The organism is Nostoc sp. TCL240-02, assembly GCF_013343235.1.
Lineage (GTDB): Bacteria > Cyanobacteriota > Cyanobacteriia > Cyanobacteriales > Nostocaceae > Nostoc.
On record NZ_CP040094.1, the window covers coordinates 4,815,595 to 4,830,545 of the forward strand.

Below are 14,951 nucleotides of genomic sequence, written 5' to 3' on the forward strand. Positions count from 1 at the left end.
ACGAATAGGACTTACGTAGGTTGCTTCTGCGTAGCGGTATTACGAATTACCAACACCATCACACAGGTGCTTGTCACTCTCATTATCAGGGGGATTAGTTTTATAATACTCGCGCACAAAATTGCACCCTTTCTGAAGTAAATAATCAAAATCCAGCCTCCACAGTTTCACCGTGTTGTCACCACTGGCAGAAGCTAGCATCTTGCCATCGGGACTGAAGCTGATGCCCAAAACTGAGTTTGTATGCCCAGTAAGGGTTTTGATTTCTTTGCCTGTGCTGGTATCCCACAGTTTCACCGTGTTGTCACCACTGGCAGAAGCTAACATCTTGCCATCGGGACTGAAGCTGATGCCTCTAACCCAGTTTGTATGCCCAGTAAGGGTTTTGATTTCTTTGCCTGTGCTGGTATCCCACAGTTTCACCGTGTTGTCAGCACTGGCAGAAGCTAGCATCTTGCCATCGGGACTGAAGCTGATGCCATAAACCCAGTTTGTATGCCCAGTAAGGGTTTTGATTTCTTTGCCTGTGCTGGTATCCCACAGTTTCACCGTGTTGTCAGCACTGGCAGAAGCTAGCATCTTGCCATCGGGACTGAAGCTGATGCCATAAACCCAGTTTGTATGCCCAGTAAGGGTTTTGATTTCTTTGCCTGTGCTGGTATCCCACAGTTTCACCGTGTTGTCAGCACTGGCAGAAGCTAGCATTTTGCCATCGGGACTGAAGCTGATGCCCAAAACCGAGTTTGTATGCCCAGTAAGGGTTTTGATTTCTTTGCCTGTGCTGGTATCCCACAGTTTCACCGTGGTGTCAGCACTGGCAGAAGCTAGCATCTTGCCATCGGGACTGAAGCTGATGCCCAAAACCGAGTTTGTATGCCCAGTAAGGGTTTTGATTTCTTTGCCTGTGCTGGTATCCCACAGTTTCACCGTGGTGTCAGCACTGGCAGAAGCTAGCATCTTGCCATCGGGACTGAAGCTGATGCCCAAAACCGAGTTTGTATGCCCAGTAAGGGTTTTGATTTCTTTGCCTGTGCTGGTATCCCACAGTTTCACCGTGTTGTCAGCACTGGCAGAAGCTAGCATCTTGCCATCGGGACTGAAGCTGATGCCATTAACCCAGTTTGTATGCCCAGTAAGGGTTTTGATTTCTTTACCTGTGCTGGTATCCCACAGTTTCACCGTGTTGTCACCACTGGCAGAAGCTAGCATCTTGCCATCGGGACTGAAGCTGATGCCCAAAACCGAGTTTGTATGCCCAGTAAGGGTTTTGATTTCTTTGCCTGTGCTGGTATCCCACAGTTTCACCGTGTTGTCACCACTGGTAGAAGCTAGCATCTTGCCATCGGGACTGAAGCTGATGCCATTAACCCAGTTTGTATGCCCAGTAAGGGTTTTGATTTCTTTACCTGTGCTGGTATCCCACAGTTTCATCGTGTTGTCAGCACTGGCAGAAGCTAGCATCTTGCCATCGGGACTGAAGCTGATGCCATAAACCCAGTGTGTATGCCCAGTAAGGGTTTTGATTTCTTTGCCTGTGCTGGTATCCCACAGTTTCACCGTCTTGTCAGCACTGGCAGAAGCTAGCATCTTGCCATCGGGACTGAAGCTGATGCCATAAACCCAGTTTGTATGCCCAGTAAGGGTTTTGATTTCTTTGCCTGTGCTGGTATCCCACAGTTTCACCATCTTGTCAGCACTGGCAGAAGCTAGTATCTTGCCATCGGGACTGAAGCTGATGCCATAAACCGAGTTTGTATGCCCAGTAAGGGTTTTGATTTCTTTGCCTGTGCTGGTATCCCACAGTTTCACCGTGTTGTCACCACTGGCAGAAGCTAGCATCTTGCCATTGGGACTGAAGCTGATGCCCCAAACTCCGTTTGTATGTCCTCCCAAGGTGTTGGGTGCGGCAACATTTTGAACTGTATTTAATAATGTCAGTTTTACCTGGGTGCGGGTATCCGCATCAACCCAGAATTTACCTCGCATTTTGACAGCAGCTTTGACGCTTGATTCAACAGCTTTTCGCCCATCTAAACTCAAAAACCCATCGGAGCTTTGGGCAAAGGCATTAATTTGACTGATTTCGGCATTTCTCCAGCCTATACCCGCTAGTCCAGATAAACCCAAAGCTAACACCAAACCCCCTGCCAGTCCATAAAAAGTCAGCCTTCTTCTGCGTTCCTGTTGCTGATTCTCCCTATCCCTCAATGCTACGCTAGCTTGGATAAACTCTTGCTCCCCTGCGCTAATATCCTCTCGCCGTTGTTTTAGCTTTTCTTCCCCCTCTACCAACGCTGCACCCCGCAACAATGAACCAGAATCTTGCTTTGTTGCTTCCCATTGTCTCTTTGCTGAACGCAGTCGCTCTTGCCAAGCCCTAAAAACGCGGTCTTTATTCATCCATTCGCGCAGTTCTCCCCAGTTGCGAATCAAAGCTTCATGGACTACTTCTACCGTTTCTTGACTGGTAGCATTGCGACTTGTCACCACCAACCGAGCATCAGCTAATTGTTTGACCAAATCCCAGCTTTGCTCCCCCAATTCCGCCTTCATCGCCACGCGTCGAGTATCTTCTGTTCCCTCACCCGGACGCACCAATTGAATAAAAATCCGCCGGACTTGTTCTTTCTCCTCCTCTGTCAAGTTGCCATATTTCTCATCTGCATGACGAGCTAACGCACCTTCTACTTGACCAATTTCTTCATAGATTTTGTGAGTTAATTGTTTACCCGTGCGCTTGTTCCACAACTCTGTTAAGGCAAACTCTAGCAGAGGTAAATTTCCCGGTTGGTTTTCCACATCCTTTAAAATGCTTTCTACCAGTCCGGCTTCAAAAGTCACCCCTAATTTTTCGGCAGGTTTTTCAATTACTTGTGTTAATTCCTCCCGATTCATCGGCCCTAATTTCACATCAGCATTTTGCAAAACATCCGCAAAGGGACGATAAGAGAGAGCATTGCCCAAAAAATCTGCCCGCATTGTTGTTACCCACACCGTAGCGGATGCAGATAGAGAAGTAGAAGTTTCTAAACTAGCTAATAAACAATCAAGAAATTTATGGCGAGTTTCCTGATGGTGACAGAGAGTGTAAATTTCTTCAAATTGGTCAGCAATTAATAGTACCCGTTCATTAGGGTGATTTTGCCGAATTTTGGCAAAAACGTCTGATATCAGCATAAAGCCATTTTGCAAGTAACCAGCTAACTTGCGGGCTTGGGCAATTTGGTCAGTTGCATCTAAATTAGGCGTATAAAGTGGCACTAAAGCTACAGCCAACGCATGGAAAGGATCAGCACCAGGACGAAAGTGAGTAAACTGCCAATTTCCGGCTGTTTGCAACTTCGGGACTAACCCCGCTAATACCACCGAAGATTTACCGCTTCCCGATGCACCCAATACGGGTATAAAATTCCGGGTTTTAGTTGCACTATAAAGTTCTTCGATAAAAATTTCTCGCCCAAAGAATATATCTGCATCATTGGGGCCAAAATGAAACAACCCCCGATAAGGACAAGGGAGATATTCATCAGCAACATCAACAGATGTAGGTTTTACCTCTTCTCTGTAGTAAAAATAGTTGTAGATAATGTTGTGATCGCCTATCTGAGCGCCCTTAACTTCAGCTTGAAACTCTGTATGGTTCATTTTAGATACTCTAGTAGCTTTTAGCTAAAGGTATTTGTTTGTGTGTTGCGATCGCCTACTTGAGCGCCTTTCACTTCTCCTTGAAATACTGTGTTATACTTACCTGCCGCAGATTCCTCCGGCTTTTCCTGTTTCAATAACTCCTGAGCTAACTTGATAATTTCCGCATCTTTATCAACGCCTAAATTGGTTAACTCTTCTTGGAGCAATGCCTTAAATGCTTCTGAATCCAGCTTTTTTTCATGCTTGTCTACGATATTGCTATCATCTTCTTTACCCTGATCAACAAACCTCTGTTTAATCAAAGCCTTCAAACCCTGATAGGCATCTTTCACGGCTGTTCCTGCGGTTTCTTTAGTAGCAGCGATCGCACCAGCACCTAAAGCAGCAATAATCAGAGAAATAGGTTCCATAGTTAATTCTCAATAAGTTTACAAGAGCAATTCGATGTATCTAAGATACATACAACGAAAATAGGGTGTATTACGCAAATAAAGTACTGCACCCCAAGTTTTGACCAAGTTTTAACTGAATTAACGTGAGTTTGATGAACCTTTCCCCAACCCCTCTCCGACGCGGAGAGGGGCTGAAATATCCTAAATTACTAACTAAAAATTAAGCTTTCAAATTAAATATTTTGCTTCTGAAAAAGATAAATGACAAATTTTACGCAATAACATGTGGTTACAGCTAAAAGGAAAGCCCCATACAGAGCATGAAAACGAAATCACAAGATTATCTCACTTTGACAGGGCTACTTCTGATTAATAAATAATTATTTGAGGTTGCCTAATTGTGCCATCAGGCATGATAGTATCCCGGAACCTTGCATAAATTAAGTTTGTCTGCCAAAGGTTTGCTTTAGTTAAGTTTGCCTTGGTTAAATTTGTCCATGTCAAGTCTGCACCAGTTAAATTAGCCTCAGCTAAATTAGCTTCTAGTAATTTTGCTCCAGATAACTTTGCTCTTGTGAGATTTGCTCTAACTAAATTAGCTTCAATTAGTGATGCTTCAATTAGTGATGCTTCACTTAGGTCTGCTTCTCTCAAATCCACGTCACATAAAGAAGCACCCCAAAGATTACTACCTGTGAATTTCGCCCGCCATAAGAAAGTTCCACACAAATTTGCTCTTGTTAAATCAGCATTAGTCAAATTAGCTTCACACAAAGATGCTTCATACAAATTAGCGTTGCGTAAGCTAGCTTGCATCAAATTTGCACCACTTAAATTAGCACGAGTGAGAACACAGCCACACAAATTTGCGCCACTTAAATCTGCTCCTATGAAGTTAACACCATTTAAATCAATTCCTTTTAGGTCAATTCCACTCAAGTCATATCCATTGAAATCTCGGCGTTGAAAATACTTGTTTGTGATTTGACTTAATATAAATTCCTGCTTATCAGCATAATTTTTCATGGTATTCACCTCTGGGTGTAATTTATCTCAAAGGTCGAGTGTGATAGTTACCGTATATTGAGAGTACACCCCAAATGCAGATTAGCTCAGTAAATAATCAAAAATAAATTGATCAAAAATCGCCAATTACCTGAAATAGCGCTATTTCAGTAATTTTTAAAACAAAAAATGCTGACATAAGTCAAGAAACATTGAAAAAGAGGCAGGAGGCAGAGGCAGGGGGCAGAGGGGCAGGGGAGCAGGGGCAGGAAGACAAGGGGGACAAGGGAGAATTATTCAATAAATCTCTCCACTTGTCTCCCCTGCCCCCTGCCTCTTATTGACAAGGTAAGGGAATCTTCAGCTACACAAACAAAGCCCGCCTATATTGCTGTACTAAGGTTGATAGCGAAGGCTAAAGTAAAAGCCATCATCTTGAGCGTTATTGCCGCGATCGCTCAGATCGATAAATGGAAATCCATAATCGAGGCGTAAAAACAGATTATCAATTCCCATTGCTTGATTCCATAATAATCCTAAGCCTGCACCCACCAAAAAAGTTTGATCGGGTAGCAGATTCGGATTATTAGATTGATTCCAAACTGCTCCCATATCTAAAAATGGTGCAAGTTGAATCGCGGATAATCCAGATTCATTGCGCTGCACTGTGAACCGATCTTCGATCGCTACACGAAATCCATTATCCCCTGAGCGGATATTTTGGCGATATCCCCTTACAGACTGTCCACCGCCAATCACAAATTGCTGGGAAGGTAAAAGGCTATCTGGTGTTAGCTGCAAGTCTGCTTGAATGAGCAACAGATGATCGGCGCTGAGTTGCTGGACGCGCTGTATTTGACCCAACCAACTGAAAAAGCGACCATCTGGTGTGGGGTCATTGTTGATAGTTGCATCTAATACGTTAATGCCAAAATTAAATTGCGATCGCAAAAACCAAGCTCCTTGAGGTTCGCGCTTAATATAATCTTGACCAAATTTAATTACACTGGTGCGGCTAACGCCATTAGCATCAGGCCCAATGCCAAAGGGGGTTGCCAGGTTATCGAAGAGGAAGGTTTGACCATCTTGATAGGTAAATCCCAAAGATAGGGCAAATTCTTCTCTAGGCGATCGCATCAATGGTTGACGATAATTGATTTCATAAAGATCCTGGTTGGCGCGAATGCCAAAAGCATCAAAGGGTGCCTCAGTGATTTCATTGCGATTAAATGCCGCTCTAATCTGCACCTTACCATTCATGGCGTTCACAGGAACTTGATAGCTAAAATCAAAGGCATCGGAACCACCAGAAAGGGTGTGGTAATAGGAGCCTGCTAACTCATCTCCCATCCCGGTTAAATTGCGATCGCGCAGTTCAATACCCAATCTTTCTGCACCAATACTCGGAGGGGAATAATTATCTACACCCAAGCTACCAGTTAAAGGGTTGGCCTCTTCAACTCTGACAATGAGAACACTTTGACCAACCTTACCCGTTGGACGCAGACGTGCTTCTACATTTGTAAATAAGGGATCGAGTCGCAACAGCTTCAGTTGATCTTCGAGCTTACTAGTATTCAGAGGAGTACCAGCACCTAATTGGATGCGACTACGAACATAAGATGGATTTAATCGCCGAGTTCCTTCGATCTCAATCTCTGTCAAACGCCCTTCAATTATCCGAATTACCACAATACCATCGGCGGTATTAGGTTGCTGAATGTCTGGAACTGCTCTGGAATTTATATAGCCTTTATTTAAGTAAAGCTGGGTAATAGCATCTGCGGCTTGTCTGATTTCTTCTAAAGTCAAGTCCCGTTCTTCAAAGGGTTTGACAACTGGATTAAAGTCATTTTCATTAAAAACTGTGCTATCTACAACCTGGATTTTGCGAACCCGAATTCGTTGTGGTGTTTCTGGTTGGGGATTTGGTTCGGCTTGATTGGGGTTATTTTCCGGGGAAGTTTCTGATGCCTGTACTATTTGTAACTCTGGCTGGCTAATCTTTGGAGTTGAGTCTGGTGTCAATATATTCGCCGTAGCTCTCAGTCCATTTGCAGTTACAATCCAGACCGCAGGCAGAATTAGTAAGCCACACTGAAAACTGAAACTGTGCTTATTCCATCTAGTAATTGCTAGACTTTGCCAAGTATTTAACTGATGAGAGAAACAGACAATGCTTTTGTGAGTAATTGTTTTCGACTTAATGCCAGTTTCTGTTTCTTTTATCATTTCTCCTCAGTGGGTGCCTTATTTTACGACTGGGCTGATTTTGATTTTTGAGTGTGCTATGGCTGTATGAATATTTCAATATCATATTTTTGACATTCAGATTTCAGAAGATTTGTAACTAAAACAATAATTAACAGCAATTTCTTCTAAGTGATAGCCCTTAGCATTATATTGTGATAGCAGGTAGAAAACTTGGGAATACTTCGATGCCACCACTGATCTCCATAGTCATCGTCAATTACAACCGGGAGTCTTACCTTGGGGTAGCGATCGCCAGTGTATTAGCGCAAACATGGCAAGACTTTGAGTTACTAATTTGGGATGATGGCTCCACAGATGGATCAGTGGCGATCACAAACGCTTATGCTCAACAAGATGGGCGAGTGCGGGTAGTAGAAGCACAGCATCAAGGAGTTTCTGCGGCTTGTAAGGCAGCGATCGCCCAAACTAGCGGCACTTACATCGGTATCGTAGACAGTGATGATATTCTTGCCCCCACCGCCCTCGCCCAAACTGCTACAGTACTTAATCACCACCCAGAAACAGGATTTGTTTATACCGATTACTTAAACATTGATGAAAAGGGCATTGTGATTAACTACGGTCATCGCTGTAGTATTGCTTACTCCCAAGACAACCTTTTGGTGAACTTCATGACGTTTCACTTCCGCCTGATGCGGCGATCGGTTTACGATCAGGTGGGAGGTGTTAATAAGTCGTTCCAATGTGCCGAAGATTACGACCTATGTCTCCGACTTTCAGAAGTAACCCAGGTACGCCGAGTTCAAGAGCCACTGTACTTGTACCGAAATCATTCTCAAAGCATATCTGTTAGTAGAAAAACAGAACAAATACTCTGGTCACAGAAGGCGATCGCTCAAGCACTTTGGCGACGTGGATTAGCAGAAAAGTTACAAATCGATGTAGAATTGCCCGAAAGTCGCTTCATCTTGCGGCGTAAAAAACCTCTACTACACAAAATCGCCGCTTCAGTCCTAGCCATTTTGCCTCTGGTGACAGTCACTACTATGGGATTAGCCCAAGCACAACAAATTGTCCCTGCTGCTGATGGAACAAACACAATTGTTACACCCAACGGTAATCGACTGGATATCAGCGGCGGTACAACTTCTAGAGATGGTGCTAACCTTTTCCATAGCTTTCAACAATTTGGCATTTCACCAGAACAAATCGCCAACTTTCAAGCTAGTCCGGCGCTGCAAAATATCCTTGGTCGAATTACAGGCGGGAATGCCTCGGTCATTAATGGCTTAATTCAGGTAACAGGTGGCAATGCTAACCTATTCTTGATGAATCCAGCCGGATTTATTTTTGGATCGAACGCCAGCCTAAATGTGCCTGGTGCTTTCACGGTGACAACAGCCAATGGCATTGGTTTTGGCAGCAGTTGGTTCAACGCTATTGGTGTTAATGACTACGCTGCTTTAGTTGGCAACCCCAACGGATTTGCCTTTAGTATGAACCAGCCAGGAGCGATCGCCAATGCTGGAAATTTGGCAGTAGGTGCTGGGCAAAATTTGAATTTATTGGGTGGTACTGTAGTTAACACCGGGCAACTTTCGGCACCGGGAGGGCAGATTTCTATCACATCCGTACCAGGACAAAATTGGGTGCGTCTCAGTCAGCCAGGAAACCTGTTGAGTCTCGAAATTCAGCCCCTCGCCTCTAGTAGCAATCAACCCAATAACTGGACAATTCCCATCGCCTCAATACCTGAATTGCTCACTGTTGGTAACACTGGGTTAACTGCCAATCCTGATGGGACTGTAAAATTGACAGGCTCTAACGTCACAATTCCCACAACACCAGGGACAACAATTGTTTCAGGCAAAGTAGATGTATCAAGTCAAACAGGTGGTACGGTAACTGCTTTGGGTAAAAAAGTTGCGCTGGTTGATGCCAATATTAATGCCTCTGGAAGCAATGGCGGCGGTACTGTGTTAATTGGCGGCGATTACCAAGGTAAGGGAACTTTACCCAACGCAGATCAAACTTATATTAACTCCAACTCCGTCATTAATGCCGATAGCAATTTGAATGGAAACGGCGGACGGGTAATTGTTTGGGGTAACGATACAACTCAATATTTTGGTAACATTTCGGCTCGTGGAGGAGCAAATTCTGGCAATGGTGGAAATGTCGAAGTATCAGGCAAAAATTTCTTGACCTTTAAGGGTTTAGTAGATACCTCAGTCGCCAATGGCAGCTTTGGCACTTTATTATTAGACCCCAGCACATTGACTATTATCGATGGTGAAGTAGGTACTTTTGATGCTACAGCTGGCAATATTGCCTTTGGCGATGCAGACATTGGGGCAAATACAGTTTCATGGGGTGCGATCGCAGCTTCGGGTGCAAATATCAGCTTACAAGCTACAGGCAATATTACGATCAATGACATCACCGGAGGTACACCAACAGTGACTACCCCTGGTATTGCTACATTAAACTTGGGTAATGGTGGTAGCTTCAGCCTTAGTTCACAAAGCGGTTCTGTAAACTTCGTTAATCCCACCAACACAATCCAGACAGGCGGAGGAGCAATAAACATTTCGGGAGCCAGCTTATCATTGGGAAATCTAGACACAACAGGTGATTTCGCTAGAAGCGGGAATGTAAATTTGTCTGCGACAGGCAACATTAGTGCAGGCAATATTATTGCCAGTGGACAAGGCTATTCAGCAGGTAATGTTCAAGTCTTAAGCAGCAATGGTGGAATTACCCTAAATCAGATTAACACCAGCGATAGTGGTGTCTTTAGTGGTGGTGGCATCCCAGGAACAGTTACTTTGACTGCGGCAGGCAATATCCTCACTGATACTATCGATTCCTTTTCCAGTAATGCTGGTGGCTTAGGTAGGGGTGGCGATATAGTTGCAACAACTACAGCAGGTAGTATTACCACTGGGGCGATTAACTCGTCTGTAGTCAAGTTTGCAGGTGGCGATTTTACTGGCACGGCTGGCGCAGTCACCTTAACTGCCACAGAGAATATCACCGTTAATGATGGCATTGATGCCTCAGCAACTGCCACCGGAGTGGATGGTACTGCAAGTGCCACAGGTGGCAACGTTACTTTAAGAACTACCAATCCCTTTGGCAGCACAATTCGCTTTAACAACATCAACACACAGGCCACAACGGATTTTGTTAATGGCAACACTGTTCAAGGTGGCAATGTGCAAGTGCTGACAAACGGACTAGTTCAAGGAATAGGGGTAGGTACTACCATCGCCACCGGCGGAATTTTCGATTCTGGAGAAGGTGTAACCACTAGCATCGCCGGAGGCAATGTCACAATTCGACATGATGGTGGCCCAGGTAATGTGCCATTTATTGTGGGTGATGCGACGAGTACTAATGGTACAGCCGGAACAATTGATGTGGGAGGCGGCACAACTATCGCTTCGGGTAACTTTCCTGTTTTACCAACTGGTGGAGATGCCATCGGCACCCCAACCGGCATCACCATTACTTCCGTCAACACTCCGCCTGTATTAACGTCAAACTCATCGCTACCCAACACCCAGACCAATCAACCTGTTACCTTGACATTCTCTAGTTTGGCTGCACTGGTCAGCGATGCTAATAATGACATCACCTCCATCCAAGTTAATGTAGTGAATACAGGAAATCTAACTGTCAATGGATTTCCCGTCATTCCTGGTGTAACTACCTTATCTAGCGGCGATACTCTGGTGTATACCCCTCCGACTGATGTAAATGGGTCACTAAATGCCTTTGTAATTAGTGCAAATGACCGCGTTTCGTCTTCTGCACCTGTACAGATAGGAATCAACGTCAGTCAGATTCCTACCCGGAATGATACCCCGAATCCTCCCCCTTGCTCATTCCAATGCACTCCAGATAAACCGAATGTCCCTGGCCCCAATAATCCTAAGATTGATAACCCTGTTATTAATACCGATCCCACGCCCGAAGATCAATTCACAGATGATTTTGCCGACCATTTAGGCATCCCAATTCCTAAAATTAAAACACTAGATGATGCCAAAGAAATTGCTCGCAAAATTGAAGAAGCAACTGGTGTTAAACCTGCATTTATTTACATCAGTTTTGTTCCTGTGGAGATAATACCAGAGAGAAATTTGGGCAAATCTCAAAAATTTACTAAACAATTAAATACTCTAGCAGAGCAGGATAGCGACCAACTGGAAATAGTCGTAGTCACTGGAAAAGGCGACCCCATCCGCAAGCGCATCCCAGAAACGACCAGAGCCAAAGTTCTCCAAGTAGCTCAAGAATTTCGTGACCAAATAGTTAGTCCACAAAACCGTCGCCGCACTGGTTATTTGCGTCCATCTCAACAACTTTATCGCTGGATAATTGCACCACTAGAGGCAGATTTACGAGCAAGAGAAATTAATAATTTGGTTTTTCTACCAGATATTGGGTTACGTTCAACCCCAATGGCAGCACTTCATGATGGCAAGGGGTTTCTAGTAGAAAAATATAGCATTGGCTTGATGCCCAGTATCAGCTTGACTAACACTCTTTATAAAGACATTAAAAAATCTCAAGTCTTAGCGCTGGGAGTTTCTCAGAGTACACAAGGACAAGAGCCTTTACCAGCAGTTCCCCTGGAGTTATCAACATTGGTGTCCAAACTTTGGCAGGGCAAATTATTGTTAGACAAGCAAGCCACCTTAGCAAATCTCAAAACTATCCGCCGCCAACAACCTTTTGGAATTATTCACATGGCAACCCATGCCGATTTTACTACTGGCGCTTTGAGTAATTCTTATATTCAACTGTGGGAGGACAAGTTACGCTTGAACCAATTACGACAGTTGCGCTTTAATGAACCCGAAGTTGAAATGTTGGTGCTGAGTGCTTGTAGAACAGCATTAGGAGATGAAGAGTCAGAGCTTGGATTTGCAGGTTTAGCAGTGCTGGCAGGCGTGAAAACTAGTGTTGCTAGTCTTTGGTCGGTTAATGATGCTGGTACAGCAGCCTTGATGACAAAATTTTATCAAAACTTGAGGACAGCTTCAATTAAGGCAGAAGCCCTCAGACAGGCTCAGGTAGCTATGGCCAAAGGGCAAATTTATGTTAAAAATGGTCAATTAGAAGGTTTGGGAGTAGTGGGGAACTTGTCTTTACCTAATAACAGTACTGATGATGGGGAGCAATTACTTACCCATCCTTATTATTGGTCTGGATTCACGATGGTTGGCAATCCTTGGTAAAGCGGCAAGAGGAACTATACTCTCACCCTTTTACCCACGGAGAATTTTGGGCAAAAATGCGATCGCATAACATAAAAAAATTTTAAACGCAGACATAAGCCAACTGAGCTAAAAATACTTACAATTCATCCGCACCTATGCCAAAAGTTGTGGCACAAAAACTAACATATAAACCTCATGTATGTTGAAACCTAGAGTTTTTTAAAAGATATATTTATGTAGGTTGGGTGGAGTGAAACACAACCCCAAATTACCACCTTATTTATGTTGGGTTACGCTATCGCTGCACTCAACCTACAAAACTACGGGTTAATTATGGCGATCGCATGGGAATACTTTGATATATAGCAATTGCAACAAATAGTACTATCTAGTATGAGCTACTGTACCAATATTGACTGCTTGCGTCCGCAAAATTCTGACAGTTCTCGTTTTTGTAATAGTTGTGGTCAGGAATTGTTACTTAAGCAGCGATATCGCGCGATCGCTGTCATTGGATGCGGTGGCTTTGGGAGAACATTTTTAGCTATTGATGAACATCTTCCAGTTAAACCAAAATGTGCAATTAAGCAGCTATGTTTCCAAGAGGAAAACACTGAGGTTTGCCAGAAGGCAGTCAGCCTATTTAACCAAGAGGCACTTCGTCTCAATGAACTAGAACACTCTCAAATACCCAAGTTATTAGCGCACTTTGAACAAAATAAAAAGTTTTATATCGTCGAGGAATTAATTGATGGCCAAACACTTGCTCAGGAATTACAACAACAAGGCGTTTTTAAAGAACCGCAAATATGGGAGATATTAAAAAGTTTATTGCTCACACTGCAATTTATCCATTCCCGGCAAGTAATTCACCGAGATATTAAACCGGAAAATATTATGCGCCGTTCTGTTCCAGGAGATTTGGTTTTAATAGATTTCGGAATTGCTAAACTCGCCACGAATAGCAGGCAACTTCGTACAGGCACAATAGTAGGTACTCCAGAATATGTTGCTCCAGAACAAATGCGGGGAAAAGCATTACCAGCTAGCGATCTTTACAGCTTGGGTGTAACATGTATTTACTTACTCACAGCTATTTCTCCCTTTGATTTGTTCGATATTGCTAACGATCGCTGGGTATGGCAAGATCATTTACCAGCAAATAATATTGTTAGCGATCGCCTCTCTCAAATATTAAATAAACTTTTACAAAATGCCGTTTCGCAACGCTTCCAATCTGCCACAGAAGCGTTACAGACACTAGCAGAACCAAAAAAATTGCTAAATATTTCTAATTATCATACATTAACTACTATTGATTATAAGCCTTTGCATGATTTATTAGCAAAAGGAAAATGGCAATTAGCAGATCGCGAAACTTGGGAACTGATGTGTCAGGCACTAGCCAAGCCTAAAGGTAGCTATATATTGAGTAGTGAAGTTGAGAAATTTCCCTGCCAACATTTGCAGACCATTGACCACTTATGGGTGAATTACAGTCATGGACGCTTTGGTTTTAGTGTGCAAACACTTATTTACAAAAATGTAAATGGAGATTATGGAATTTTTTGTAAACAAGTTGGTTGGTATATATACAATTATACTTCTGCGAACTCGGAATTTAATTTTAGTCTTAAAGCACCAATCGGTCATCTCCCCTCACGTATTTGGATTGGTGGTTCTCAACCGTGGCGATACCCGAATGCTTTAGCTGTAAAACTAGCAGCCTGTGGTATTAGTTAATTTTGTTGCTGAAAAAGGAACATAGCAACCAATATTTCTCGGCTTTTGGGGAATTAGGAAAGAAAAAACCTTTAACTAAAACCCAGTAACCTTTTCCCAAAACCCGATTCCGAATTAAAAATGCACAAAGCGAGAAGTATTGACATAACACGGAGATATGGAAGAGGACACGGGGGATTTCTCTTTGCTTCTCACAATCTCTGCGTCTTTTTTAACGGCGTTCTGTTCATTAAATGAACTCGTTTCCATTGGTGTTAAGCCTTTGAGTACGGTAAACCGTATTTGCTTGTTAGTTCCCAAAGATTAATTTAATTGTTAAGTTTAGTTACATAAATAAAAAAGCGCTGCGACATTGCTAAAGAGGATAAATTATGAAAATAGGTAGTATCCTTAAGGATCTAAGACAAATTGAACAACTTTGCGATGCAACCTGGACATTGCATCACACAAGTGAAACTCTCTCAGAAATAAAACTTATTTAACATTGTTTAACATTGCGATGAAAGCTACAGATCAATTGGTGCATTTTTTAGAAGAAGAGTTGGGTATTTCTGGTGGAGCAATTTCTCTGGCTTTGCGACATTGTGAGCAGACCCCCAACTTCCTGGCCATGACCCTCTGGCAATATGGATTGGTAACACTGGATCAGTTAGCTCAAATTTTTGATTGGTTGGAAACAGTATAAGCTGCGGCTTCAACTCTTTAGACTGGGAAATAT

The 14,951-nt window shown here is 43.2% G+C and carries 7 protein-coding genes; 3 read left to right on the forward strand and 4 right to left on the reverse strand.

The window, feature by feature from the left end:
- Nucleotides 1-39 precede the first annotated feature (39 nt).
- The 4 genes from FBB35_RS20490 to FBB35_RS20505 all read right to left on the reverse strand — a co-directional run bounded on the left by FBB35_RS20490 (nt 40) and on the right by FBB35_RS20505 (nt 7,277).
- Complete coding sequence (locus tag FBB35_RS20490; protein ID WP_174711170.1) at nt 40-3,645, reverse strand: WD40 repeat domain-containing protein; 3,606 nt, start codon at nt 3,643-3,645, stop codon at nt 40-42.
- A gap of 20 nt (nt 3,646-3,665) precedes the next feature.
- Nucleotides 3,666-4,058, reverse strand: coding sequence for a hypothetical protein (locus tag FBB35_RS20495; protein WP_174711171.1), 393 nt, complete (start codon nt 4,056-4,058; stop codon nt 3,666-3,668).
- 351 nt (nt 4,059-4,409) lie between these two features.
- Nucleotides 4,410-5,066 carry a pentapeptide repeat-containing protein gene (locus FBB35_RS20500; RefSeq protein WP_174711172.1) on the reverse strand — a complete coding sequence of 219 codons (657 nt, stop codon included), beginning with the start codon at nt 5,064-5,066 and terminating at the stop codon, nt 4,410-4,412.
- 375 nt (nt 5,067-5,441) lie between these two features.
- Nucleotides 5,442-7,277: a ShlB/FhaC/HecB family hemolysin secretion/activation protein gene (locus tag FBB35_RS20505; protein WP_174711173.1), complete on the reverse strand. Its 1,836-nt coding sequence runs from the start codon at nt 7,275-7,277 to the stop codon at nt 5,442-5,444.
- Between the two features lie 206 nt (nt 7,278-7,483).
- On the opposite strand from FBB35_RS20505, the gene FBB35_RS20510 reads away from it, so the two are divergent.
- The 3 genes from FBB35_RS20510 to FBB35_RS20520 all read left to right on the forward strand — a co-directional run bounded on the left by FBB35_RS20510 (nt 7,484) and on the right by FBB35_RS20520 (nt 14,918).
- On the forward strand, nt 7,484-12,508 hold the full coding sequence (locus FBB35_RS20510) for a CHAT domain-containing protein (protein WP_174711174.1): 5,025 nt from the start codon (nt 7,484-7,486) through the stop codon (nt 12,506-12,508).
- 375 nt (nt 12,509-12,883) lie between these two features.
- Nucleotides 12,884-14,233 carry a serine/threonine-protein kinase gene (locus tag FBB35_RS20515; RefSeq protein ID WP_174711175.1) on the forward strand — a complete coding sequence of 450 codons (1,350 nt, stop codon included), beginning with the start codon at nt 12,884-12,886 and terminating at the stop codon, nt 14,231-14,233.
- Nucleotides 14,234-14,732: 499 nt separating this feature from the next.
- Complete coding sequence (locus FBB35_RS20520; RefSeq protein ID WP_114080862.1) at nt 14,733-14,918, forward strand: DUF2949 domain-containing protein; 186 nt, start codon at nt 14,733-14,735, stop codon at nt 14,916-14,918.
- The last annotated feature ends 33 nt before the right edge of the window (nt 14,919-14,951 follow it).

Excerpts from the sequence above, each read along its gene's own strand:
- FBB35_RS20490 (WP_174711170.1), bottom strand. The coding sequence starts at position 3,645 with ATGAACCATACAGAGTTTCAAGCTGAAGTTAAGGGCGCTCAGATAGGC.
- FBB35_RS20495 (WP_174711171.1), bottom strand. The coding sequence starts at position 4,058 with ATGGAACCTATTTCTCTGATTATTGCTGCTTTAGGTGCTGGTGCGATC.
- FBB35_RS20500 (WP_174711172.1), bottom strand. The coding sequence starts at position 5,066 with ATGAAAAATTATGCTGATAAGCAGGAATTTATATTAAGTCAAATCACA.
- FBB35_RS20505 (WP_174711173.1), bottom strand. The coding sequence starts at position 7,277 with ATGATAAAAGAAACAGAAACTGGCATTAAGTCGAAAACAATTACTCAC.
- FBB35_RS20510 (WP_174711174.1), top strand. The coding sequence starts at position 7,484 with ATGCCACCACTGATCTCCATAGTCATCGTCAATTACAACCGGGAGTCT.
- FBB35_RS20515 (WP_174711175.1), top strand. The coding sequence starts at position 12,884 with ATGAGCTACTGTACCAATATTGACTGCTTGCGTCCGCAAAATTCTGAC.
- FBB35_RS20520 (WP_114080862.1), top strand. The coding sequence starts at position 14,733 with ATGAAAGCTACAGATCAATTGGTGCATTTTTTAGAAGAAGAGTTGGGT.